This is a genomic window from Pseudomonas sp. PvP001, from assembly GCF_040546375.1.
GTDB lineage: Bacteria > Pseudomonadota > Gammaproteobacteria > Pseudomonadales > Pseudomonadaceae > Aquipseudomonas > Aquipseudomonas coleopterorum.
Genome location: NZ_JBEPNQ010000001.1, coordinates 4,781,691 through 4,804,591, shown reverse-complemented (window position 1 = coordinate 4,804,591; position 22,901 = coordinate 4,781,691). Strand labels below are relative to the sequence as shown.

16 protein-coding genes are annotated in these 22,901 nt (G+C 63.2%); 7 read left to right on the top strand and 9 right to left on the bottom strand.

Translation table 11 applies throughout. The features are described 5' to 3' along the window. Positions 1-3: 3 nt before the first annotated feature. The 5 genes from ABMD26_RS21840 (at position 4) to ABMD26_RS21820 (ending at position 6,648) form a co-directional block, all read left to right on the top strand. Positions 4-1,068, top strand: a complete 1,065-nt coding sequence (locus ABMD26_RS21840) for an ABC transporter ATP-binding protein (RefSeq protein ID WP_134722431.1) — start codon at positions 4-6, stop codon at positions 1,066-1,068. Then, positions 1,065-2,768: an ABC transporter permease subunit gene (locus ABMD26_RS21835; protein ID WP_122742835.1), complete on the top strand. Its 1,704-nt coding sequence runs from the start codon at positions 1,065-1,067 to the stop codon at positions 2,766-2,768. Before ABMD26_RS21840 ends, ABMD26_RS21835 begins: the two co-directional genes overlap by 4 nt. Positions 2,769-2,771: 3 nt before the next feature. Then, the gene (locus ABMD26_RS21830) at positions 2,772-4,313 is read left to right on the top strand and encodes an AMP-binding protein (protein WP_354311750.1); all 1,542 of its coding nucleotides are present in this window, start codon (positions 2,772-2,774) and stop codon (positions 4,311-4,313) included. A 106-nt stretch (positions 4,314-4,419) separates the two neighbouring features. Further along, on the top strand, positions 4,420-5,217 hold the full coding sequence (locus ABMD26_RS21825; protein ID WP_201782759.1) for an IclR family transcriptional regulator: 798 nt from the start codon (positions 4,420-4,422) through the stop codon (positions 5,215-5,217). Positions 5,218-5,337: 120 nt separating this feature from the next. Further along, positions 5,338-6,648 (top strand): substrate-binding domain-containing protein, encoded by a 1,311-nt coding sequence (locus ABMD26_RS21820; RefSeq protein ID WP_502948329.1) that lies wholly within the window; start codon positions 5,338-5,340, stop codon positions 6,646-6,648. 605 nt (positions 6,649-7,253) lie between these two features. On the opposite strand, the gene treS is transcribed toward ABMD26_RS21820, so the two are convergent. Next, positions 7,254-9,317 (bottom strand): maltose alpha-D-glucosyltransferase, encoded by a 2,064-nt coding sequence (treS, locus tag ABMD26_RS21815; RefSeq protein WP_122742838.1) that lies wholly within the window; start codon positions 9,315-9,317, stop codon positions 7,254-7,256. Positions 9,318-9,504: 187 nt separating this feature from the next. Between treS and ABMD26_RS21810 the strand changes: the two genes are divergently transcribed. Next, positions 9,505-9,663, top strand: a complete 159-nt coding sequence (locus ABMD26_RS21810; protein WP_167649305.1) for a hypothetical protein — start codon at positions 9,505-9,507, stop codon at positions 9,661-9,663. A gap of 116 nt (positions 9,664-9,779) precedes the next feature. Here ABMD26_RS21810 and ABMD26_RS21805 read toward each other — a convergent pair whose 3' ends face one another. The 5 genes from ABMD26_RS21805 to ABMD26_RS21785 all read right to left on the bottom strand — a co-directional run bounded on the left by ABMD26_RS21805 (position 9,780) and on the right by ABMD26_RS21785 (position 17,502). Further along, positions 9,780-10,799 (bottom strand): branched-chain amino acid aminotransferase, encoded by a 1,020-nt coding sequence (locus ABMD26_RS21805; RefSeq protein WP_090358426.1) that lies wholly within the window; start codon positions 10,797-10,799, stop codon positions 9,780-9,782. A gap of 92 nt (positions 10,800-10,891) precedes the next feature. Then, positions 10,892-13,972: an error-prone DNA polymerase gene (locus tag ABMD26_RS21800; protein WP_354311749.1), complete on the bottom strand. Its 3,081-nt coding sequence runs from the start codon at positions 13,970-13,972 to the stop codon at positions 10,892-10,894. Continuing rightward, positions 13,969-15,384 carry a Y-family DNA polymerase gene (locus ABMD26_RS21795; protein WP_354311748.1) on the bottom strand — a complete coding sequence of 472 codons (1,416 nt, stop codon included), beginning with the start codon at positions 15,382-15,384 and terminating at the stop codon, positions 13,969-13,971. The genes ABMD26_RS21800 and ABMD26_RS21795 overlap by 4 nt, the downstream gene beginning before the upstream one ends. Positions 15,385-15,391: 7 nt before the next feature. After that, positions 15,392-16,009: a translesion DNA synthesis-associated protein ImuA gene (imuA, locus tag ABMD26_RS21790; protein WP_049859494.1), complete on the bottom strand. Its 618-nt coding sequence runs from the start codon at positions 16,007-16,009 to the stop codon at positions 15,392-15,394. Between the two features lie 149 nt (positions 16,010-16,158). Beyond that, the gene (locus ABMD26_RS21785) at positions 16,159-17,502 is read right to left on the bottom strand and encodes a putative bifunctional diguanylate cyclase/phosphodiesterase (RefSeq protein ID WP_134722436.1); all 1,344 of its coding nucleotides are present in this window, start codon (positions 17,500-17,502) and stop codon (positions 16,159-16,161) included. A gap of 230 nt (positions 17,503-17,732) precedes the next feature. Here ABMD26_RS21785 and ABMD26_RS21780 point away from each other — a divergent pair, with 230 nt between their 5' ends. Beyond that, positions 17,733-18,395, top strand: coding sequence for an HAD family hydrolase (locus tag ABMD26_RS21780; protein ID WP_354311747.1), 663 nt, complete (start codon positions 17,733-17,735; stop codon positions 18,393-18,395). Positions 18,396-19,108: 713 nt separating this feature from the next. Here ABMD26_RS21780 and eutC read toward each other — a convergent pair. From eutC to eat, 3 genes are read right to left on the bottom strand one after another with little or no spacing between them, the layout of a single operon-like run. Further along, a complete protein-coding gene (gene eutC / locus ABMD26_RS21775; RefSeq protein ID WP_134722437.1) occupies positions 19,109-19,915 on the bottom strand; it encodes an ethanolamine ammonia-lyase subunit EutC in 807 nt (268 codons plus the stop codon). Positions 19,916-19,960: 45 nt separating this feature from the next. After that, positions 19,961-21,352 (bottom strand): ethanolamine ammonia-lyase subunit EutB, encoded by a 1,392-nt coding sequence (locus ABMD26_RS21770; protein ID WP_134722438.1) that lies wholly within the window; start codon positions 21,350-21,352, stop codon positions 19,961-19,963. A gap of 10 nt (positions 21,353-21,362) precedes the next feature. Beyond that, entirely contained in the window at positions 21,363-22,721 is a 1,359-nt protein-coding gene (eat, locus tag ABMD26_RS21765; RefSeq protein WP_320522081.1) for an ethanolamine permease, read from the bottom strand. Between the last annotated feature and the right edge of the window lie 180 nt (positions 22,722-22,901).

Sequence of the window (22,901 nt, the reverse complement as noted above, 5' to 3'; positions counted from 1 at the left end):
TGCATGAGCGTGAAACTTGAAACCCGTGGCCTGGGCAAGACCTATGGTCAGTTCGTCGCCCTGCAACCTACCGATATTCAGGTGCGTGAAGGCGAATTCCTGACCCTGCTCGGGCCTTCGGGCTCGGGCAAGACCACCCTGCTGCAGATGATTTCCGGATTGGTCCCGCCCGACAGCGGGCAGTTGCTGATCGACGGCCAGGAGGCGACCCACATCGCACCCGGCAAACGCGGCATCGGCCTGGTGTTCCAGAGCTACGCGCTGTTTCCGCACATGAGCGTGCGTGACAACGTGGCCTACGGCTTGCGCATGCGCAAGTACCCCAAGGCCGAGGTCAGCCAGGCAGTCGACGATGCCCTGGCCATGGTGCGCATGGAGGACTTCGCCCATCGCTACCCGAACGAATTGTCTGGTGGTCAGCAGCAGCGCATCGCCCTGGCGCGCTGCTTCGCCTATCGACCCTCGATCATCCTGCTCGATGAACCACTCGGCGCGCTGGACAAGAACCTGCGCGAGCACATGCAGCTGGAAATCCGCCGCATGCATAAGGAGCTGGGGGCCACGTTCATCTATGTCACCCACGATCAGGAAGAGGCGCTGACCCTGTCGGACCGCATCTGCCTGATGAATCGGGCGCGGATCGAGCAGCTGGCGACGCCAGAAGAACTGTACGATCGCCCGGCTACACGCTTTGCAGCCGAATTCATCGGTCATTCCAACCTGTTGCAGGGCCAGCGCGACGGTGCTGGCCACCTGCAGGTCGAAGGTCAACGGCTGGACCTGACCGGATGCGCCGGGCACCAGGCGCCCAGTGCAGGGACCGAAGCGTTTCTGCTGATCCGGCCCGAAGCCGCGCGCCTCACCGACCCCGCCGCAGGCCTGCTGCAAGGCACCGTGGATGAATGCGTGTTCCTGGGCAGTGACACCCGCGCCTTGGTCCGACTGCCCTCGGGCAACCGCTTCAGCGTGCGCTGTTCGCGCGACCTCAGCCCCCGCATCGGCGACCCGGTGGGCATCGCCTGGGACCCGACCCGGGCTACCCTGCTGCCTGCGCAGGCCGTGTCATGAGCTGGCGCAAGGGCCTGATTCCGGCCATCCCCGCCCTGCTGTTCCTGGCGCTGTTCTTTCTGTTGCCGGTTGCGGAAATGCTCATGGGCAGTTTTCAGAACGCCAGCGGCGAGCTGAGCCTGGGCAACTTCGAACGGATCGCCTCGACCCCGGTGTATGCGCGCGTATTGGGCATCACCTTCTGGATCTCGGCACTGACGGCATTACTTTCGGTACTGCTGGCCTACCCCGTGGCGTATCTGCTCACGCGTCTCTCGCCCATGGGCCGGGAGCGCTGGTTGCTGTGGATCATGCTGCCGTTCTGGACCAGCTACCTGGTCAAGACCTACGCATGGATGCTGCTGCTGTCGCGCAAAGGACTGCTGACCACTCTGGCCGCCGATGTGCTGGACAATCCATCCGGATTGGTCCCGGCACTTTCCGGGGTGCTGATCGGCATGGTGCATTCGATGCTGCCGCTGGCCGTGATCACTCTGCTGCCGATCATGCGCAGCATCGATCAACGCCTGGCGCCCGCCGCGCAGACCCTGGGCGCCAGCGGATCGATGAGTTTCTTCAGCATCTTCCTGCCGCTGTCGGCGCCGGGCATCGCCGCCGCTGGGCTGTTGGTATTCATCACCAGCCTGGGCTTCTTCATCGTGCCTGCGCTGCTGGGTTCGCCACGGGAAATGATGGTGGCGCAACTGGTGATTTCCTCGGTGCTCGACCTGTTCGACATGAACTTTGCCGGCGCCCTCTCGGTGGTGCTGCTGGCCTGCTCGCTGGTGGTGTTCGTGATCTACGATCGCATCGCCGGGCTGTCGTCGCTGGGCGGCGAGGCGCCCAAGGAGCGCCAGTCCGGACGCGGCCTGCAGATGCTGATCTGGCTCGGGCATCTGTTTTCGGGCAAGGGCAACGCTCCCCGGCGCAGTGGCGACGGTGTGCTGCTCACGGGCTACAGCGTGTTGTTGGTCATGCTGTTGATCCTGCCAGTGCTGGTGGTCGTCCCGCTGGCCTTCACCAGCAGCCCGTTCATTGCCTTTCCACCCAAGCTGTTCAGCCTGAAGTGGTTCGAAGAATTCTTCACGTCCGCGGTATGGCAGGCGGCGCTGTTGCGTTCGCTGGGCGTCGGTGTGGCCACGGCCTTGTTGGCCCTGGTGCTGGGCTTTGGCGCGACCTTGGCACTGACACGGGTCAGCGCAGGTTGGCGCAAGGGCCTGTTCGCCCTGTTCATCGCACCGCTGATCGTGCCGCGCATCGTCATCGCCCTCGGCCTGCTCTACCTGTTTTCCCGACTGGGACTGGCGGGCAAGGACATCGGCCTGGTACTGGGCCATACCGTGCTGGCCCTGCCCTATGTGGTGGTGACCCTGTCCGCGGCCTTCAAGCAATACGACTGGCGTCTGGACGATGCGGCGCGGATCCTCGGTGCCGGCGCATTCACTCGCCTGCGCACGGTGACCCTGCCGCTGATGTCGGCGAGCCTGGTCTCGGCCTTCCTGCTGGCCTTCATCACTTCGTTCGACGACCTGACCATCGCCATCTTCGTCAGTGGCGGCATCAATACCACCTTGCCCAAGCAGATGTGGGACAGCATCCAACTGGCGCTGACGCCGACCCTGGCTGCGGTTTCCACCACCTTGCTGGTGTTCATCGTGCTGTTTGCCGTGATCGCCCAGTGGGTCTCGCGGCGCTCCAACTCCAAACGTCAAGGGCTCTGAACGATGCATACATACACTCGATTCTTCCCGCATCGCATCAGTCAGGATCAACTGACCACCGCACCGCTTATCCATGCTGGCCTGATGATCGATGACGACGCTGTACGCGTCACGTTCGAAGGTCGTTCCCTGACTACACGGGAATTGCGCCAGCGGGTCGCCGCGCTGCAACAGGTACTGGCCGAACGTGGCCTGCGGGCCGGACACCGGGTCGCGGTCATGCTGGGCAACAGCGACGACCAGATCGTATTGATCTATGCACTGATCCTCAGCGGCCTGGTGTGGATTCCCATCAACACCAAGCTGCGCGGACCGGGCCTGGACTACCCGTTCGAACATGCCCGCCCGGACCTCGTGGTGGGCGACGCCGAGTTCGCCGAGCGCCTGGCGAGCAGTGCCGCAGGCCACCTTGACTGTGTCGACATCAACACGCTGCACGAACAGGCGCTGGCCTGCCCGGCCGCGACCCTGCGCCTGGAAGACAGTGCGACCGATGCCACGCTCTGTGTGATCTACACCTCTGGCACCACCGGGGCGCCCAAGGGCGTGGTGTTCACTCATCGCATGTTGCGCATCGCCAGTGAGGCGGTATTGCAGGTCGCCGACGTCAAGGCCGGCGATCGTCTGCTGTTGTGGGAACCGCTGTGCCACATCGGCGGTGCGCAGATGCTGCTGATGCCCTTTCTGGCCGAGGTCAGCCTGAACGTGGTGCAGCGGTTTTCCGCGAGCAAGTTCTGGGCGCAGTGCGTGCAAGTGCAGGCCACGCAATTGCATTATCTGGGCGGGATCATCGATATCCTCATGCAGCAACCCGAAGAGCAGTGGCCTGCCCACCATGCTCTACGCACCTTGTGGGGCGCAGGTGTCAGCCTGGCCAACTGGGCGGCGATCGAGCAGCGTTTTGGCTGCCCGCTGCGCGAATGCTATGGCATGACCGAATGTTCCAGCTTCGCCACCTTGAACCGCACCGGCAAGCCCGGCTCGATCGGCCGCCCCTTGCCATGGCTGAGCCTGGAACTGCTGGACCCCTACGGCAAGCCCGTCGAAGTCGGACAATTGGGGGAAATCGTACTTGCCAGCGAGGTCGACGGCGTCTTTCTGCCCGGCTACCTCGACAACCCTGAAGCGACGGCCAGCGCCTTGCGCGACGGCCGCCTGTTCACCGGAGACATGGCTCGCATGGATGCCGAGGGCGACCTGTTCTTCGTCGGCCGTCGCACCGACAGCATGCGCGTGCGGGGCGAGAACGTGTCCGCCTGGGAGGTGGAGCGGGTGTTCAGTGGGCATCCAGCGGTGCAGGCCTGCGCCGCGATCGGGGTCGAGTCGACGGTCGGCGAGCAGGAAATCCTGCTGTACGTGCAACTGCAGACCGATACCCCCCCGGACTGGCCAGCCATGCTCGAATGGGCCGCTCGCCGGTGCGCCTCCTATCAATTGCCACGCTACTACCGGCAAGTGGAGGGGTTCGAGTTGACCCCCAGCGAACGCATCAAGAAACACCTGCTGCCCAAGGACGCCAGCCTGGCCTGGGACAGCCGCAGTTGAATGCAGGACCAGGCCCGAACTGCGCAGTAACGTTCTAGTGAATAGCGATAGAAAGTGCCAGGCATCTGCCGGATAATCGGTTTTTTTTCACCACTGTGTTGCGTTCATGGCCCGTACCCCGAAGACCCCACCTGCCGATCCCACGGCCTCCTCGCTCTACGTGCAGTCCGTCGACAAGGCCATGAAAGTGCTCATGGCCTTCGATGGCAGCCAGCGCCAGTTGTCGCTGTCAGACATCGCCGCACTGACCGGCATGGACCTCAGCGCTGCCCAGCGCTTCACCCACACCCTGGCGACCCTGGGCTATCTGAACAAGGACAGCAGCAAGAAGTACGAGCTGTCGCCGCGGCTGCTGGACTTCACCTATCACTACCTGACGTCCAGCGAACTGGTGACCCGCGCCGCGCCCTATCTGCAACAGTTGAGCGCGGACACCGAAGAGGCGACCAACCTGACGGTGCTCGACGGCACCGACATCGTCTACGTGCAACGCATCGTCAGCCGGCATGTGTTCAACGCCAGCGTCATCATCGGCACTCGTCTGCCGGCCTGGTGCACGGCGCCCGGTCAGGCGTTGCTGGCGACCTACAGTGACGATGAAGTGAACGACATCTTCGACCGCAGCCAGTTCGTCCAGCACACGCCGGCCACCATCACCGATCGCGGGCAGATCTGGGCCAGCATCGAGCAGATCCGCCAGCGTCGCTATGCGCACACCGAAGACCAGTTCTTCTACGGCGATGTTTCCACCGCGGCGGCCATCGTCGATGGCAACGGCCGCGGTATCGGCGCTGTGAACCTGGCGGTCTCTCGCTCGCGCTGGGTCCCGGAGCGCGATACCAAGCGCTATGCCGATCTGGTGATCAGCGCGGCATCGTCGATTTCGGTCAAGCGCAAGGTGTGAGTCAGATGCTTCTGTAGGAGCGGTCATCGGCCGCGAACGACGAGCGCAGCAATAACTGCCGTCATCGCTCTGCAACATGACTGACTTAATCTGCGAGGCTTCCCGACCCGGTAATTCGCCATGCACCGTCTGTTTTTCATGCTGTGCATCCTGAGCCTGTGCAGCGGCGCCCTCGCCGGCCCGGACACATTGCGCATCCAGGGCTCCAATACCCTCGGTGCGGCGCTGCTCCCAGCCCTGGTGCGCGGCCTGCTCGAAGCCCGCGGCCTGCAGGATATCCAGACGTTCACCCCGGCTCCGGGCGAGCAACTCATCACCGCGCACGAGCCGAACGGTTCACCGCTGCGCTTTGCCATCGCCGCCCACGGTTCCAGCACCGGCTTCGACGGCCTGCTGAGCGGCCAGGCAGACCTGGCCGCTTCATCCAGACCGATCAGTGACCTGGAGCGTGCCAGACTGGCGCCTCTGGGTGACCTGACCAGTTTCGCCGCCGAACACGTGATCGCCATCGATGGCGTGGCGGTCATCGTTCATCCGGACAACCCCCTTCGACAGCTGACAACGCAGCAGCTTGCCCAGGTGTTCAGTGGCGAGATCGACGACTGGCGCGTGCTCGGTGGCCGTGGGCCGATCCATGTACTGGCCCGGGACGATCGCTCGGGTACGTGGGAGACTTTCCGCGACCAGGTGTTGAGCCCTTATGGCAGCCGACTGAGCAGCCACGCGCTGAGGCTGGAATCCAGCGAGCAATTGTCGGATCGGGTCAGTGCCGATCGCCAAGCCATCGGTTTCATCGGCCTGGCCTCGGTGCGCAAGGCCCGAGCGCTGGCGATCGTCGATGGTGCCAGCCAGCCCATGGCGCCTACGGTCAGCTTGATCGCAACCCAGGACTATCCGCTGAGCCGACGGCTCTACCTGTACAGCGCGCCTACACGCCCTTCGCCCTGGGCCGACGCGCTGATCGCCTTCGCCCAGAGCGAAGCGGGCCAGGGCATCGTCGCCAGCCAGGGCTTCGTGGCGCAAACGGTAAAGGCCATGAGCGTCCCGACTTCGCCCGACATGCCCCTGCTCTACCGGCAACTGGCCCGTGACGGCCTGCGCCTGTCGGTCAGCTTTCGCTTCGCCGAGGGCAGCGCCACGCTGGATAACAAGGCGTTGGCCGATGTGGTTCGGGTGCAGGACTACCTTGGCCGTCATGGTTTGCTGCAGAAAAAAACCACGCTGGTGGGTTTTGGCGATGCGAAGGACGATCCCGCTCGCGCCGTGTTGCTGTCTCGGCTCAGAGCCATGGCGGTGCGCCGGGAGCTGGTCAAGGCCGGCGTGGTGCTGCGCGACATCCAGGGCCTTGGTGCGCAACTGCCGGTGGCGACCAATGAGGTCGATGAGGGGCGAATCAAGAATCGTCGGGTGGAAGTGTGGATCAGCCCATAGCCGTCGGGGTGTCACCTGTGCGCGACCCGGACACAAAGTGTTACCGGTCCTGCCGATGGGGAACGCGAAGCGGGTAACATGGGAACAAATCTGCGTCACTCTGTCGCACTACGTTTGCGCAGGAATCCTAAGCCATTGATTATAAAGAGATTGCAGAAGTTGGCACGCACCCTGCTATAGCTTACGTACAACAATAACAACAACGCGACAAACCAATAACAACAAGACGAAACGACTCTGACATAACAAGAACAAACGCGACAGAGACGTAGCTAACAGATTTTTTTGGAGAAGATGGGCTTTTCAGGGGCTTGCCCCGCAGCCAGGTAGAGAACAATAAAACTACATTCAGTAGCTACCCACTGGTTGGATCGATGATGAAAGCAGATCAGCGCTCAAAAAAATACGTTTGCTCTTGATCCCGCATGGGGATCGCACAACACGCGGTACGGGTCACGACCGACAACTACAACAACAGGTCGCCCCTCAATAATAAAAACAGAGCATGCAGAAAAACCTTGAGGGGAGCCTAGGCTCCCCTCAGTGCTTTCCGGGTTTTGCTTTCCAGGCGCCGATGCGAGGTCCGCATCGGCGCCCGCAACCTATCAGATCGGCGAAGCACTCACCACACGCAGGGCCAGGCCCTCATACGGGTCCAGAGTGATGGTGAATTCACCGTCTTCGGTCAGATCGCCCTCGACCCGCTCGTTGATGATGTCCACCACCGGACCTGCCGCGATGCCTGGCAGATGCAGGGTCTCCACGATCGGCTCGTTGCTGAAGTTCAGCGCAGTGATCTGCGTGCCTTTGCCCGCTGGCAGTTCATGGACCATCAGCAACAGCCCGGGATGCTGCACGTCCGGGATCAGAATCTGCTTGCTGGCCGCAATGTCGTAGGCACGCCGCACCGCCAGAATCTTCTTCAGCTGCGAAGCGAAGCTGTCTGGACGCTGCAGTTGATCGACCAGGTTGCCGTACAGGGTCTTGGGACGCGGCATGTTCCCGGCGGAGAACTCTGCGGTTGGATCAAGGCCTACCAAGTCGTACGCGCCACGGTGGATCCAGCGCGTGTCACCGTCTTCCATCAGATGCGCGACTTCTTCGGCCGGCAGAGTCAGTGCGCCGACCAGGTCCCAGCCCGACAGCGCGAACACGCCAGGCTGCATGGCGTTGTACATCACCAACAGCAAGTGAATGTGCTGGATCTGCTTGATGTCCTGCTCGGTGATCGCTTCCAGGTCACGAATGCCCAGCGCCGCCGTGATGATGCTGGCGGTGGTGCAGGAAACCCCGTTGGTCACGAACTTCAGGTTGTAGGGCGCGTGCTCACCGGCCAGGCGCTCGTACATCTCTTCGCGAATGTGCTCGCGCAGAATGTTGCCGGGGAAGGTCTGGCCTTGATACAGGTAGGTATCGTGAGCGTGCAGGGTCCAGAAATGCACCAGCTCCAGGGTCAACTCGTCGTGATTCTGCAAGGCGTGAATCAGCGAAGCCGGGTCGATGCCGAAAGCATGCACTTGCCGCAGCATCAGCCGCAGGAACTCGGTGTTGCCCAGCAGCAGCGCATGTTGATAGGCCGGACGAGTGATGAAGTCGTAGGACAGGTCTGCGCCGCCGTGGGACATGGAGGCGATATCGTCGATGGTCAGGTTCAGCTCCTGAAAGCTGAAACCCCCGGCCTTGCGAATGGCACCGCCGAGCAATTGGTTGCCGTTGACCGACAGCGGATGGCTTTCGGACCAGGCCGGGCCTTCGGCACGCCGCTCGACTCCCAGGAAGCCGTTGGCGTCTAGGCGCAGGATGCGCGCGCCCATCACGTCGATGGAATGCAGGGCATCGCCAATGATCATCTGCTGCGCGGCGAAGGTCGGGTCCAGCCAATTGAGTGAAGGCTGACCTTCCTTGAAGTAGTGCAGGTACACCCAACGCCGGGGCTTGCCGTCCACGCCGACCACCACCGGGGTGGCGCTCCAGTCGGTTTCCTTGACGCCCGGTTCGAAGAAGATCACCCGCTGCAACTGGCCAACGATGTAGTGCTTGTCCTTGAGGATGTCGCAGACTTCCGGGGTCAGGTTGACCGCATCGCGACCGGCCGGCACTTCAGGCAACAGCCCCCAGTCCTCCTCCTTGATCTCGACCATGTGGTAGAGGCCTGGATAGTCCGCATGGGCCATTTCGGCCAGACGGAAATCCGCGCCTTTACCGGTGTGCGAGGGGATCGCATCGTCGATGACCACGGCGTTGTGCGCGGCGGCCATACGGCTGAGCTGGATCATGTCGGCTTCGGTGCCCAGTTCAGGGTCGATGTCGAAGCTCATGCGGTCGAAGTTGCCGTCCACGCTGGGCGTGCGTTCACGTCCGCGCAGGCCACCGGAGAGCTTCAACGGGCCGTTGTGAATGCCCTGAATACCAATCTCGGACAGCGCATGCCATAAGGTTTCGTCACCCAGGGCCTGCAACACCGAGCCCTCTTCGCGGGTCACGATGGAAGCTGGGTAGGCAGTGAACCACACCGAAGCAATGGCGGAGGCGTCCCGAGGTCTGGCCTGGGCGTAGGGTCGCTGCCACAGCCGTGCCTGTCCGGCGTACAGCTTGGCGCGCTGTTTGGCCGTGTGCAGCATGGACTGGTCGACCAGCCATTGGATGTAGTCCTTGTCCGGCGTCGTCATCGTTACTTGCCCTCGAAAAGTGTCCTACATTGAGAGTACGACGGAAGGTTATCGTTGCATCCGTCGCGGATTTCCCTGAAGGCGCCCGCTGACCTGATCCGACATTCGGTATAAAGCATTGTGCCATCAGGCCGATACAGCATTGGCAGGGGATTCTCCCTGCGCGGGCGATCAACAGGAGAGACCCATGATTACCTTTCTGCTGGGCTGGTGCGCACTGTCCGTTCTTGCGGCTATCGTCTTTGTCGGACTGATACGCGCGGACAAGCGACGCGAAGTACAGGCCATGGAAAAAGCGCGTACATCGTACGATCGCGTTTTCTTTCAGACACGCTTGTTGGGGTGAGCTAGCCGGATTTCGACCGTAGCGATGCGGCTGGAAAAAGAGGCGGTTGCCGCTCGAGCGAGCGGCGGCGGGATACAGGGCAAGCCGAGCGCCAGCTGCCGGCCTGCCCTGAAGCATCAGACCTTGACGATCCAACCCTCGGGTGCTTCCACGTCGCCGGCCTGAATACCGGTCAATTCCTTGTACAGGCGCTGGGTGAACGGCCCCACTTCTTCCTGGCTGTAGAACACGTGCAGCTTGTCCTTGTATTCGATACCCCCGATCGGGGTGATCACCGCCGCGGTGCCGCAAGCACCGGCTTCCTTGAACTGGTCGAGCTGATCGATCAGAACGTCACCTTCGATCACTTTCAGGCCCAGACGCGATTGCGCCAGTTCGATCAGCGACAGACGGGTGATGCCAGGCAATACCGACGGCGATTTCGGGGTCACGAACTCGTCGTTCTGGGTGATCGCGAAGAAGTTGGCCGAGCCCACCTCCTCGATCTTGGTGTGGGTCTGTGGATCCAGGTAGATGCAGTCGGCGAAGTTGGCCTTCTTGGCGTTGGAGCCTGGCATCAGGCTGGCAGCGTAGTTGCCACCGACCTTGGCGGCACCGGTGCCGTTGGGCGCAGCGCGATCGTAGCCGGAGATGACGAAATCGTGCGGCTTCATGCCGCCCTTGAAGTAAGGGCCGACCGGAATGCAGAAGATCGAGAAGATGAACTCGGGTGCGGTGCGCACGCCGATGTTGTCACCCACGCCGATCACGAAAGGACGCAGGTACAGGGCGCCGCCGGAACCATAGGGCGGAATGAAGCGCTCGTTGGCCGCGACCACTTTGCGGCAGGCTTCGATGAACACCTCGGTGGGGACTTGCGGCATCAACAGGCGACCACAGCTGCGCTGCATGCGCAGAGCGTTCTGGTCGGGGCGGAACAGGTTGATCGAACCATCCTTGCAACGGTAGGCCTTGAGGCCCTCGAAGCACTGCTGCCCATAGTGAAGTGCGGTAGAGCCTTCGCTGATGTGCAGCACATTGTCTTCGGTCAGGTTGCCCTGATCCCATTCACCGTCGCGCCAGTGCGACAGGTAGCGCAGATCGGTCTTGATGTAGTCGAAACCCAGTTTGTCCCAGTTGATGCTTTCGTGACCCATGACACCCTCTACCCTTTGGCGATCGCCTGAACAGCACAGGCTTTTACGAATGGACACAACAATACTGCATTTGCCTGCCCCGCGCAGCCTGGCTAGCGGAAATCTCGGCTGCGGATATCCAGCCCGTGGAGCATGGCGCTGACATCGGCCATATGCCCGGCAATGACATGGCGCACGCCGTCCTTGTGCTCGAAGCGACCCTTGACCTGCATCATCTGCGACCCCACCAGCACGCGCCGCTGACGCTCGGCCAGGTCACGCCAGACCACCACGTTAATCATGCCGAACTCGTCTTCCAGGGTAACGAAGGTCACCCCGGTGGCGGTCGACGGTCGCTGGCGGCCCGTGACCAACCCCGCCACGGTAACCGGACGACCGTGGGCCAGGCTCTGCAGATCCTGGGAGCTGCGGCAGCGCAACCCCTGCAGGCGCTCGCGGAGCATGGCCAGCGGGTGTGGCCCCAGGGTGGTGCCGAGGCTGGCGTAGTCGGCATACAGGTCCTCGCCGACACTGGGTACCGGCAAGGCCACGCTGGCCTCGCGAGCAGTCGGTACATCGGCAAACAGGGGCAACTGCTGCTCGACACTGGCCACATCCCAGCGCGCCTGGTGTCGGTGACCCACCAGGCCAAGCAAGGCGTTGGCGTCGGCCAGCTGTTCCAGCGCGCGGTTGTCCAGCCCACAGCGGCGGGCCAGATCGGTCACGTCCAGAAACGGCCCGGCCAGGCGAGCCTGCTGCACCGCACGCCCAGCCTCTTCGCGCAGCCCCTTGACCATGCGCAACCCCAGGCGCACAGCGGGTTGCCCGGTGGTGCGGGATTCGAGGCTGCAGTCCCAGTCGCTGTGGCAGACATCCACGGCCAGGATCTGCAGATGATGGCGACATGCATCCTGCAGGATCTGGTCGGGACTGTAGAAGCCCATGGGCCAGCTGTTGATCAAGGCGCAGGCAAAGGCCGCAGGTTCATGGCACTTGAGCCAGCAACTGGCATAGGTCAACAGGGCGAAGCTGGCGGCATGGGATTCGGGAAAGCCGTAGCTGCCAAAGCCCTTGATCTGCTCGAAGATGCGTTCGGCGAACTCGCGGGTGTAACCGTTTTTCAGCATGCCTTCGGTGAGCCGGATCTGGTGGGGCTCCAACCCGCCATGGCGCTTCCAGGCAGCCATGGAGCGCCGCAGTTGGTCGGCCTCGCCCGGAGTGTAGCCCGCCGCGACGATGGCCAGCTCCATCACCTGTTCCTGGAACAGGGGCACGCCCAATGTCCGCTCGAAAACCTTTTTGAGGGCTTCAGAGGGGTAACTGACCTTCTCCTGACCATTGCGCCGACGCAGGTACGGGTGAACCATGTCGCCAACGATGGGGCCCGGTCGGACAATGGCCACCTCGATGACCAGATCGTAGAACGTGCGAGGTTGCAGGCGCGGAAGCATCGCCATCTGAGCTCGGGATTCGATCTGGAAGACACCGATGGTGTCGGCCCGGCTGATCATCGCGTAGGTCTGCGGGCACTCCTTGGGCAAGGTCGAAAGGGTCAGATCAAGGCCCCGGTAGCCGCGCACCAGGTCGAAACAGCGACGAATCGCGCTGAGCATGCCCAGCGCCAGAATGTCGACCTTCAACAGGCCCACGGCATCCAGGTCATCCTTGTCCCACTGGATCACCGTACGCTCGGCCATGGCGGCGTTCTCGACCGGCACCAGGGTGTGCAAAGGGTGCTCGGAAATCACGAAGCCGCCGGGATGCTGGGACAGGTGACGAGGGAAACCGATCAGTTGCTCGGTCAGTGCCATGACGCGCTTGAGCACCGGGCTTTCGATGTCGAATCCGGCCTCGACCAATCGCTCGACCGGGGGCAGGTGGTCGCTCCAGCGGCCGAAGCAATCGGCCAGTGCGGTGATCTGGTCCGGTGGCAGGCCCAGCGCCCGGGCAACGTCGCGTACCGCGCCGGGGCCACGGTAACTGCTGGCGACGGCGGTCAGCGCGGCGCGGTCGCGACCGTAGCGACGAAAAACGTACTGCAGGACTTCCTCGCGCCGCTCGTGCTCGAAATCGACGTCGATGTCCGGCGGCTCGTTGCGCTCCTTGGAGATGAAGCGCTCGAACAGCATGTGCGTGTCGCGCGGGTCCAGCTCGGTGATGCCCAAGGCGAAACAGACCACCGAGTTGGCCGCCGAGCCGCGCCCCTGGCAAAGGATATGCTGCTCGCGAGCAAACCGCACGATGTCGTGGACGGTCAGAAAGTAGCTTTCATAGCCCAGTTCGATGATCAGTTGCAGTTCCTTGTCGAGCAGGGCCTGAACCTCGGCGGTCACCCCCGATGGCCAGCGCCAGCGCGCACCCTCGGCGCTCAGATGGCGCAGCCAGGAGCCTGCGTCATGGCCCTGGGGCACCAACTCGTGGGGATACTGATAGCGCAGCTGACCCAGATCGAAATGGCAGCGCCGGGCTATGTGCAGGGTTTCCTCAAGCAGCGCCGCCGGATAGAGGTCGATCAGTTGTGGCAACCCACGCAGATGCCGCTCGCCGTTGGCGAACAACACATGCCCGGCCTCGGCCACGGGTACGTGATGGCGGATCGCGGTCATCGTGTCCTGCAAGGCGCGCCGCCCACGAGCGTGCATGTGCACGTCGCCGCAGGCCACCGCTGGCAGGCCCAGCGTCGCTGCCAGATCGAGCAAACCGCGCAGGCGTCGCTGATCGTCCGCGCCGCAGTGCAATTGCACGGCCAGCCACAGGCGATCGGCAAAACGTCCCTTGAGCCAATGACCGTGGGCCAGTTCATGAGGCTCATCGGCTATCCACAACGCCAGCAGGCCCTCGCGTTCGACCTCGTCGAGGTCCTCGCGCAGCAGACGATACCGGCCTTTGTCGGCACGTCGGCGGGCCAGGGTGATCAGGCGACACAGGGCCTGATAGCCACCCAGGTTCTGCGCCAGCAATACCAGCTTGGGCCCGTTTTCGATGCGCATCTCACTGCCGACGATCAGCGTCATCCCGTGAGCCTGGGCCGCTTGCCAGGCGCGCACGATACCGGCCAGGGTGCACTCGTCGGTGATCGCCAACGCTTCATAACCCAAGGCCGCCGCCTTGGCGAACAGCTCCTGGGCACTGGAAGCACCGCGCTGGAAGCTGAAGTTGGAGAGGCAGTGCAATTCTGCGTAGCCCTGGCTCATGCGAACCAGCCTTGCAACAACAACGTGGTGTCATCACCCACCGAGCGATAAGCCCAACCGCGCTGCCCTGCCGAGGTTTCGACCAGATAGTAATCACGGCGCACATCGCCACCGTCCCACCAGCCCGATTCGATGCGCTCAGGCCCGGCCAGCACGCGCAAGCCATGGGCGGGCAAGGGTTCGGCCTGCTCCAGCAACCATCCCGGTCGCTGTGCGCCGAGATTCAGGGTAGCCGGCATCCACGGGCCGTCGTTGCGCCAGGCCCGCTCCGGGCGATGGTCGGCATGGGCGCGCAGATCCTGCAGGGCATCGTCGCCCAGGCGTGCGCGCAAGCGTTCGCGCAACTGCTCCCAAGGCTGGGTCTGTTGCGGCCGCTGATCGAACAACTCCTTGCAGGCGGGCACGAAGCGCGGCAGGTCGAGCGCACTCAACCGTACGACCTGCACGGGCCGTGGCACCTGCAGATGCTCGAAGCGACCGCGGGCCAGCTCGAACAGCAGGGCCGCGTCCCGTTCGGCGGCGAGCAGGCCCACCTCGACCCGCGTGTCTTCGCCGTCCGCATGCTTGAGGTGCAGGGTAAAACGCTGCACCCCCACGTCCCGCCCCGCCAGGTAAACCGCCAGGTCGTTGATCAGGCGTCGCAGGGGAAAGAGCAGGGCCTGGTTCGACTCCACATCGAAATTGAGCTCGATGCGTTGGTCGAATACGTCCGGAGGAATGAAGAATTCCAGCGCCAGGGGGCGATGCCCCAGCAGTGTGTCGAGATGGCTGAGCACCTGGGCTGGGAAGCGCCTGGCCAGTTGTGCCCTGGGCAAGGACAAGACCTCACCCAGGTGACGCATGCCCATGCGCTTGAGCGCCGTGGCGTCATCGGCAGCAAGCCCCACCCGTTCCACCGGCAGGCGCTGAAGGGCCTCGACCAGGGCATCCGGGTCTTCGACGCCGAAACCGTCATAAGCATTGGCCAGCATCCGCGCCGCAGCCGGATTGGGCGCCAGGGTAATGCGATGGCGGAACCCCAGTGCGTTCAGTTCATCGCGCAAGCGCGCTTCGAATTGCGGCCATGGCCCGAACAGGCCCATGGTCGATTGCACTTCCAGTAGCAATACACGTGGATAGTGCACGCTGACCTGGGAGCTGAACCGATAGGCCCACGCCGCCAGAAAGCTTTGCCAGTGCTCGATCTGCGCCGGATCGTAGGGTGCGGTGGCAAAATCGCGGCTGAGCATGTAGGCGGCGGTGAGCGACTGCCCCGGTTTGAGACCCAGGGCCCGCGCCGCCGGGTTGACCGCCTGCAGCACTCGCCGCTGCACCGGGCCGGTGACCAGGACTAGCGGCTGCTGCGGATCGTCGCGCTGGCGCAGCACGGCATCGAGGGCCAGTTGCGGCAGCAGAATGCAGGCCCACAGCATGGCAATCTCAAGCGTAACTGACGAAGGTGACGGGCATCGCAGGGGGTATCCCGCCGCGACATTTGAGAATCTGCACTTGCCCGGCAGGCCCTTGCAGCGACAGCCGCAGGGCAGCAGGCGACGGGTTGTGCGCCGCCTGCTGCTCGCGCAAGGCAAAGGCCAGGGTTTCGCCGGTTTCGGCGGCTACCTGCAGGCGCCGCAAGGCCTTGTCGTCGGGGTTCTGCGGCCAGCAGAGCACGGCTGCGCAACTGCCGGAACGCAGACACTGCTCGGCAGCCCACAAGGCATCCCGGCCTTGCGCTTGCAGCACGCTCAGGTGTTGCAGGCGCACACCGGCCGCCATCCAGGCATGGGGGTAGGGAATGAACGGGGGCGCTATCAACACGATTCGTTCACCGGCCTGGCTCAAACGCGCCAAGGTCGGCCAGAGCAACTGCAATTCGCCACAGCCGTTGGCGGCCAGCAGGATTTCACTGAGCGCTGCCGGTGGCCAACCCCCGCTGGGCAGCACGGCGTCGAGGGCGGCATGCCCGGTCGGCTGCACGCCGCTGGGGCTGGACTCCTGGCGACCGCGCCAGACGCGACGTTGGTCGATCAACCCTTCCAGGCTGACCACGGCGCCCATCACTGCCCTGCCCTCATGGTCAGGCAGCGTGGGAAAAAAACTTCGGTGAGTGGGAGTGATCTGTTCATGGGTGCATTTTTACTACTGTATGCATGAACAGTAAAGCGTCTATTTTCACTTCATGCCATCGGGGGTGCGAACGGTCCCGATCACTCCGGCGTGGGCACCAGCAATTTGCGCAATGGAAAGCGCGAAGCGCCGCTCCAGCCCAGGAATTCCTGTTCGACCATGGGCCGTGCGAAATAGAAGCCCTGGGCCTCATCGCAGCCCAAGGCGCGGATCACCTGCATGCACTTGAAGGTTTCGACGCCTTCGGCAACCGTTCGGTAGCCCAGTTTGCGGGCCAGTTCCAGCACCGCCTGGACGATCAACTGATGCCGCGGGCTGTGTTCCAGGCCAGTGATCATCGACTTGTCCAGCTTCACCACGTTGGCCGGGATCTCGTGCAGGTAGGAAAAATTGCTGTAGCCGGTACCGAAATCATCGATCGCCACATCCACCCCCAGGTCACGAATGGCCGCCAGCTGGCTGAGCACCTGTGGATTGGAGCGCAACCACTCCCCTTCGGTGATCTCCACTTCCAGGCGTTCTGGGTCGATACCATGGGTACGGCAGGCATTGCTGATGACCTGAGGGATGTCGTGGCCGTCGAAATCCAGCGCCGAGAGGTTCACCGAAAGCCGGGTCAGGAGCGTGGCCGGCCATTGGGCGAGCTTGGCCAATGCCGCGTCGATCACCCAGCGCGTTACGCTGTGGATCAGCGCGTTTCTTTCCAGCACCGGAATGAATTCGTCGGGCAAGACCAGGCCCAGGCGTGGGTGCTCCCAGCGCAGCAAGGCTTCGGCGCTGACCTGGTCACCCTCGCGCAGCGCGAAGCGTGGCTGGAACACCAGGCGCAGCTGGCCCTCACGCATCGCCTGGGTAACGTCGGAAGCCAATTTGAAAGACCGGCGATAGGCATTGTCGCGCACCGGGTCGTACCACGCCCACGGCTGACCTGCGAGCAGGGCCAGTTCAGCGGCGTACATGGCCTTGCGCAGGGCATCGCGGACTGCTTCGAAGTTGATCACGAAAGGCGCGACGCCCGCGCGTACGCTGGGACGAACCGGCATGCCTTCGATCTGGGTAGTGCAGCGCAGGGCGTGCACCAGAATGTCGAGGTAGCCGCTGACATCGCCTTGCTGCGCATCGAGTACGAAGGCAAAGCGCTTGCGGCCGATGTGATACACCCTCCCCTGGCCTGCCCGCAGACGCACCAGACGGCGTGCAATGCAGCACAGCAGGTTCTCGAACGGGACCATGCCCAGGGCCAGGGTCATGTCGTGGGCCCAGGCGGTGTCCATGGCATCGATCAGCACCAGGTAGCGCGACTCATCCGGGTGCTGGAGCAACAGGTGCCCCAGGTCAGTCAGGAACTGCCGGCGATCAGGCAACGAGGTAAGCCGATCGCTCGAGACGAACGCCTGAGCAGCGGCATGGACACTATCCGACATCACACTTTCCCGCGAATGACAGGCTCGAGCTTCCTGCGAGAGACTGGCCAGTTGTTCAGAGGGTATTTACTGAGGGAGTAGCCATCAAAAAGCGGCTCTTTAGGTGGTGGCAAAATAACATCGCACTAAATAATTGCCAAGCCCCATCCGCCCAGTAGCACGCGGTTGACATAGGAATGCCGGACGAGGCTGCTACACTGCGGCAAACCCTGGGATGGAATGGACGATTCATGCTTGAAGCCTTGCTGTTCGACCTCGATGGCACTCTGACCGAAACCGACGCCTTGCACCTGCTCGCTGTCCAGCAATTGCTGGCCGAAGAAGGCCGCGACTTCACCCATGAAGAGTTCCAGTTGCACGCCAGTGGCCGGGCCAACGCCGACTTGTGCCAGTACCTGTTCCCGGACCGCTCGGTGGCCGAGCATGAAGCCTTTGCCGATCGCAAGGAAGCACGCTTTCGCGACCTCGCCCCGCAGCTGACGCCCATCGCCGGGCTGCTGCGCCTGCTCGACCATGCCGAGCGCGAAGGCTTGGGCATGGTCGTGGTGACCAACGCTCCGCGCGCCAATGCCGAGCACATGCTCGACGCCCTGGGCCTGGCCGAGCGCCTGCCGCAGGTGGTGGTCGCCGAAGAGCTGGAGCGCGCCAAACCCGATCCACTGCCCTACCTAACCGGTTTGCAACGTTTGGGTGCCCGGGCCGAGGCTGGCATCGCTTTCGAGGACTCGGTGCCAGGCGTGACGGCCGCAGTCGCCGCTGGTCTGTTCACTGTCGCGCTGTCGACCAGCCAATCCCCGCAGACCCTCAGATCCGCCGGCGCCAATCTGGTGATCGAATCCTACGAGGATGAAAACCTCTGGATTCATATCGACAAAATGCGCCAAGACCAATAACCAGCTGCGCCCCCCTGTAGCAGCGGCGCAAGCCGCGTCGGCGGTCTATCCGGTATCCCTGATACAACCCAGTCATGTCCATATACCGCGCCGAACCATTCGCGGGTAGAACCCGCTCCCACAGGATCCCCTGTAGCAGCGGCGCAAGCCGCGTCGGCGGTCTATGCGGTATTCCTGATAGAACCCAGTCATGTCCATATACCGCGCCGAACCATTCGCGGGTAGAACCCGCTCCCACAGGATCCCCTGTAGCAGCGGCGCGAGCCGCGTCGGCGGTCTATGCGGTATTCCTGACACAACCCGGCCTTGTCCATCTACCGCAGTGAACCATTCGCGGGTAGAACCCGCTCCCACAGGATCCCCTGTAGCAGCGGCGCGAGCCGCGTCGGCGGTCTATCCGGTATCCCCCGATACAACCCGGTCATGTCCATCTACCGCGCCGAACATTCGCGGGTAGAACCCGCTCCCACAGGATCCCCTGTAGCAGCGGCGCAAGCCGCGTCGGCGGTCTATGCGGTATTCCCGATACAACCCGGCCTTGTCCATCTACCGCGGTGAACCATTCGCGGGTAGAACCCGCTCCCACAGGATCCCCTGTAGCAGCGGCGCAAGCCGCGTCGGCGGTCTATGCGGTATTCCTGATACTACCCGGTCATGTCCATATACCGCGGTGAACCATTCGCGGGTAGAACCCGCTCCCACAGGGGGTGCTGCTACGCGGGATCGTGGAGCAGGAAGTTGCCGGGGCGTTGGGGGGTGTCATTGTCGATCTCGGGTACCAGCGCTTCATCCTTCAGGTGTACACCCGACAGCTGCCGCTTGTGCGCTTCGCGCATCAGGTACTGCAGCTTGTGCGCGGCCGTGGCGTAGCTCAGCCCTTGCAGGCGCACATTGGAAATGCAATTGCGCGCAGCATCGTTCAGCCCCACCCGCGGTGCATAGGTGAAATACAGCCCCAGGCTGTCGGGCGAGCTCAGGCCGGGCCGTTCGCCAATCAGGAGCACCACCATGCGCGCGCCCAACGCCTGAGCGACTTCATCGGCCACCGCCACACGGCCTTGCTGCACCAGGCAGATCGGCGCCAGGCTCCAGCCCTCGTCAGCGGCAATCCGCTCGATGCGCTCGAGCATGGGCAGCGCATGCCGATGCACCGCCAACGCGGAGAGACCATCGGCGATCACCAGCGCCAGGTCGAAACCGGTCGCATGCTCGTTGGCATAAGTACGCAAGGTCTGCAGCGACGCCTCGTCCAGGCGCCGCCCCAGATCCGGACGCTGCAGATAGACATGCCGATCACTCGCCGCGCTGTGCAGGCTCAGGCTCTCGGGACGGGCCTGTACCAGCGCAGCCTGGTCGAACGGCAGGTGAACGGCATCGCGAGCTTGCGCATGGGCGTACTGAAAGTCCAATTGGGCACTGCTGGGCAAACTGGTGCCGGCTCGCCCCAAGGCAATGCGCGCCGGTGTCAGTGCACGCAACGCATGCCAGGGATCGCCTTGTGTCAGCGTCTTATCGTTCATGAGTTACTTTCCACCCCATCGCTATGACCAGACGAAACCGGCGCTTCAACCCAGCCGCCCCAGTGCTTTGCCGAACAACGGTGGCACACCGCTGCCGAGACGGAGCTGGCCATCCTTCTGTTGCAGAATGTCCATGCGCGCCAGCCATTCCTCGAATTCGGGCGCCGGGCGCAGGCCCAGGGTCTTGCGCGCGTACAAGGCGTCGTGAAAGGACGTAGTCTGGTAGTTCAGCATGACGTCATCGGAGCCCGGAATGCCCATGATGAAATTGATCCCCGCAACACCCAGCAGGGTCAGCAACATGTCCATGTCATCCTGATCGGCCTCGGCATGATTGGTGTAGCAGATGTCGCAGCCCATCGGCACACCCATCAGCTTGCCGCAGAAATGATCCTCGAGACCGGCGCGGATGATCTGTTTGCCGTTGTACAGATACTCCGGCCCGATGAACCCCACCACGGTGTTGACCAGAAAAGGGTCGAACCGGCGCGCCACGGCATAGGCCCGCGCTTCACAGGTCTGCTGGTCCACGCCATGGTGGGCATTGGCCGACAACGCACTGCCCTGGCCTGTCTCGAAGTACATCAGGTTGTTGCCGACCGTCCCTCGCCTCTGGCTCAGACCCGCTTCGTAGCCTTCCTGCAACACCGCCAGGCTGACGCCGAAACTGCTGTTCGCCGCCTGCGTACCAGCGATGGACTGGAACACCAGGTCCAGAGGCACGCCGCGTTCGATCGCCGCGATCGAGGACGTGACATGGGTCAGTACGCACGACTGGGTCGGGATCCCGTAGTGCTCGATGACGCCATCGAGCATCTTCAACAGTTCGCTGATGGCGCTCAAGCTGTCGCTGGCCGGGTTGATGCCGATCATGGCATCGCCGTTGCCGTACAGCAGGCCATCCAGCACGCTGGCGGCAATGCCGGCCGGATCGTCGGTGGGGTGGTTGGGCTGCAACCGTGTCGACATGCGCCCACGCAGCCCGACCGTGTTGCGAAAGCGCGTGACCACGCGGATCTTCTGCGCCACCAGGACCAGGTCCTGCACGCGCATGATCTTCGAGACAGCCGCGGCCATCTCCGGCGTGATGCCTGGCGCCAACGCGCGCAGGCTGGTTTCGCTGGCCGCATCGCCGAGCAGCCAATCGCGGAAGCCGCCCACGGTCAAATGGCTGACCGCAGCGAAAGCCTGCGCATCATGGGTGTCGACGATCAGCCGAGTGACCTCGTCTTCTTCATAGGGAATCAGCGCCTCGTCCAGAAAGCGCTTGAGCGGCACCTCGGCCAGCGCCATCTGCGCCGCCGCCCGCTCGGCATCACTGCCGGCGGCGATCTCGGCCAGGTAATCGCCGGAGCGGGCCGGACTGGCCTTGGCCATCAACTGCCGGAGGCTGTCGAAACGCCAGGTCTGCCCGCCGATGCTGTGCACGAAACTCATGCTGCCCTCCTCACTCGCTGGCCAGTACGGGTTGGCGGTCGCCACGGCTGCGCACGAACACGCAGAACAGCGAGCCAAGGGCCATCAGGCCGATGAAGATCCCGCAGATCATGGCATTGAACCACACCATCGCCACCAGACACACCAGCGCCAGCAGCAGGGCAATGGCCGGCACCAGCGGATAGCCGGGGGCGCGGAAGGAACGCTCCAGCTGGGGCTCGCTGCGACGCAGTTTGAACAGGCTGAGCATGCTCATGATGTACATGACGATGGCGCCGAACACGGCCATGGTGATCATCGCTGCGGTCAGCGTCAGGCCTTGGAGATTGACCAGGCCATCGCTGAAGATCGCTGCGATGCCCACCACGCCACCGGCGAGGATGGCGCGATGCGGCGTCTGGAAACGTGACAGCTTGGCCAGGCTCGGAGGCAAAAAGCCGGCCCGTGCCAGCGCGAAGAACTGCCGCGAATAGCCCAGGATGATGCCGTGGAAACTGGCGACCAGCCCGAACAGGCCGATCCACACCAGCATGTGCATCCAGTTGGAGTTCTCGCCCACTACCCCTTTCATGGCCTGCGGCAGCGGGTCGTTGATGTTGGCCAGAGCGCGCCAGTCACCCACGCCACCGGCGAAGATCATCACGCTGATGGCCAGGGTCACCAGGGTCAGGATGCCGGCGATGTAGGCCCGGGGAATGGTGCGCTTGGGATCCTTGGCTTCCTCGGCGGCCATGGCCGCGCCTTCGATGGCCAGGAAGAACCAGATAGCGAAGGGAATCGCTGCGAACATGCCACTCAAGGCACCCAGGCTGAACGTGTCCGACCCGGCCCACCCGCCCAGGGCGAAATTGCTGAAACTGAACGCTGGCGCCACCACGCCCATGAACACCAACAGCTCGAACACGGCGAGGATGGTCACCACCAGCTCGAATGTCGCCGCGATGCTCACGCCGACGATGTTCAGGCTCATGAACACACAATAGGCCCCCACTGCCGCCCACTTGGGGTCGAGCCCTGGAAACTGCACATTGAGGTAGGCGCCGATGGCCATGGCGATGGCAGGCGGGGCGAACACGAATTCGATCAGCGTGGCCAGCCCGGCGATCATTCCACCGGTGGGGCCGAACGCACGCAGGCTATAGGCAAAGGGCCCGCCCGCGTTGGGGATGGCGGTGGTCAGTTCAGTGAAGCTGAAAATGAAGCAGGTGTACATCACGGCGACCATCAGCGTCGTGCAGAGGAAACCCAAGGTGCCGGCACTGCCCCAGCCATAGCTCCAGCCAAAGTACTCTCCGGAGATCACCAGGCCAACGGCGATGCCCCACAGGTGCAGGGTGCCCAGCGTGGGTTTGAGTTGCGAAACGGTCATGGGTGTGCCCTCGAGAGTGGAGATGAGCAAAGGAGCGTTCCTGCAGGTAACCATAGGCGCCCAATGGCGATCTGGCGCCGTGAATATGAAAGCTGCCTTGCCATCGACTTCATCGATAGCGCGCCAAGTTGAAGCACACCTTTTTGTCCGATGCCTCAATCGCGGGCACTCAATGGCAGC

Coding starts and splice junctions, on each gene's coding strand:
- ABMD26_RS21805 (WP_090358426.1), bottom strand. CDS start 10,799: ATGGGTCACGAAAGCATCAACTGGGACAAACTGGGTTTCGACTACATC.
- ABMD26_RS21810 (WP_167649305.1), top strand. CDS start 9,505: ATGATTACCTTTCTGCTGGGCTGGTGCGCACTGTCCGTTCTTGCGGCT.
- eat (WP_320522081.1), bottom strand. CDS start 22,721: ATGACCGTTTCGCAACTCAAACCCACGCTGGGCACCCTGCACCTGTGG.
- ABMD26_RS21820 (WP_502948329.1), top strand. CDS start 5,338: ATGCACCGTCTGTTTTTCATGCTGTGCATCCTGAGCCTGTGCAGCGGC.
- ABMD26_RS21830 (WP_354311750.1), top strand. CDS start 2,772: ATGCATACATACACTCGATTCTTCCCGCATCGCATCAGTCAGGATCAA.
- imuA (WP_049859494.1), bottom strand. CDS start 16,009: ATGGGCGCCGTGGTCAGCCTGGAAGGGTTGATCGACCAACGTCGCGTC.
- ABMD26_RS21780 (WP_354311747.1), top strand. CDS start 17,733: ATGCTTGAAGCCTTGCTGTTCGACCTCGATGGCACTCTGACCGAAACC.
- ABMD26_RS21795 (WP_354311748.1), bottom strand. CDS start 15,384: ATGCTGTGGGCCTGCATTCTGCTGCCGCAACTGGCCCTCGATGCCGTG.
- treS (WP_122742838.1), bottom strand. CDS start 9,317: ATGACGACGCCGGACAAGGACTACATCCAATGGCTGGTCGACCAGTCC.
- ABMD26_RS21770 (WP_134722438.1), bottom strand. CDS start 21,352: ATGAGTTTCGTGCACAGCATCGGCGGGCAGACCTGGCGTTTCGACAGC.
- ABMD26_RS21835 (WP_122742835.1), top strand. CDS start 1,065: ATGAGCTGGCGCAAGGGCCTGATTCCGGCCATCCCCGCCCTGCTGTTC.
- eutC (WP_134722437.1), bottom strand. CDS start 19,915: ATGAACGATAAGACGCTGACACAAGGCGATCCCTGGCATGCGTTGCGT.
- ABMD26_RS21840 (WP_134722431.1), top strand. CDS start 4: ATGAGCGTGAAACTTGAAACCCGTGGCCTGGGCAAGACCTATGGTCAG.
- ABMD26_RS21785 (WP_134722436.1), bottom strand. CDS start 17,502: ATGTCGGATAGTGTCCATGCCGCTGCTCAGGCGTTCGTCTCGAGCGAT.
- ABMD26_RS21800 (WP_354311749.1), bottom strand. CDS start 13,972: ATGAGCCAGGGCTACGCAGAATTGCACTGCCTCTCCAACTTCAGCTTC.
- ABMD26_RS21825 (WP_201782759.1), top strand. CDS start 4,420: ATGGCCCGTACCCCGAAGACCCCACCTGCCGATCCCACGGCCTCCTCG.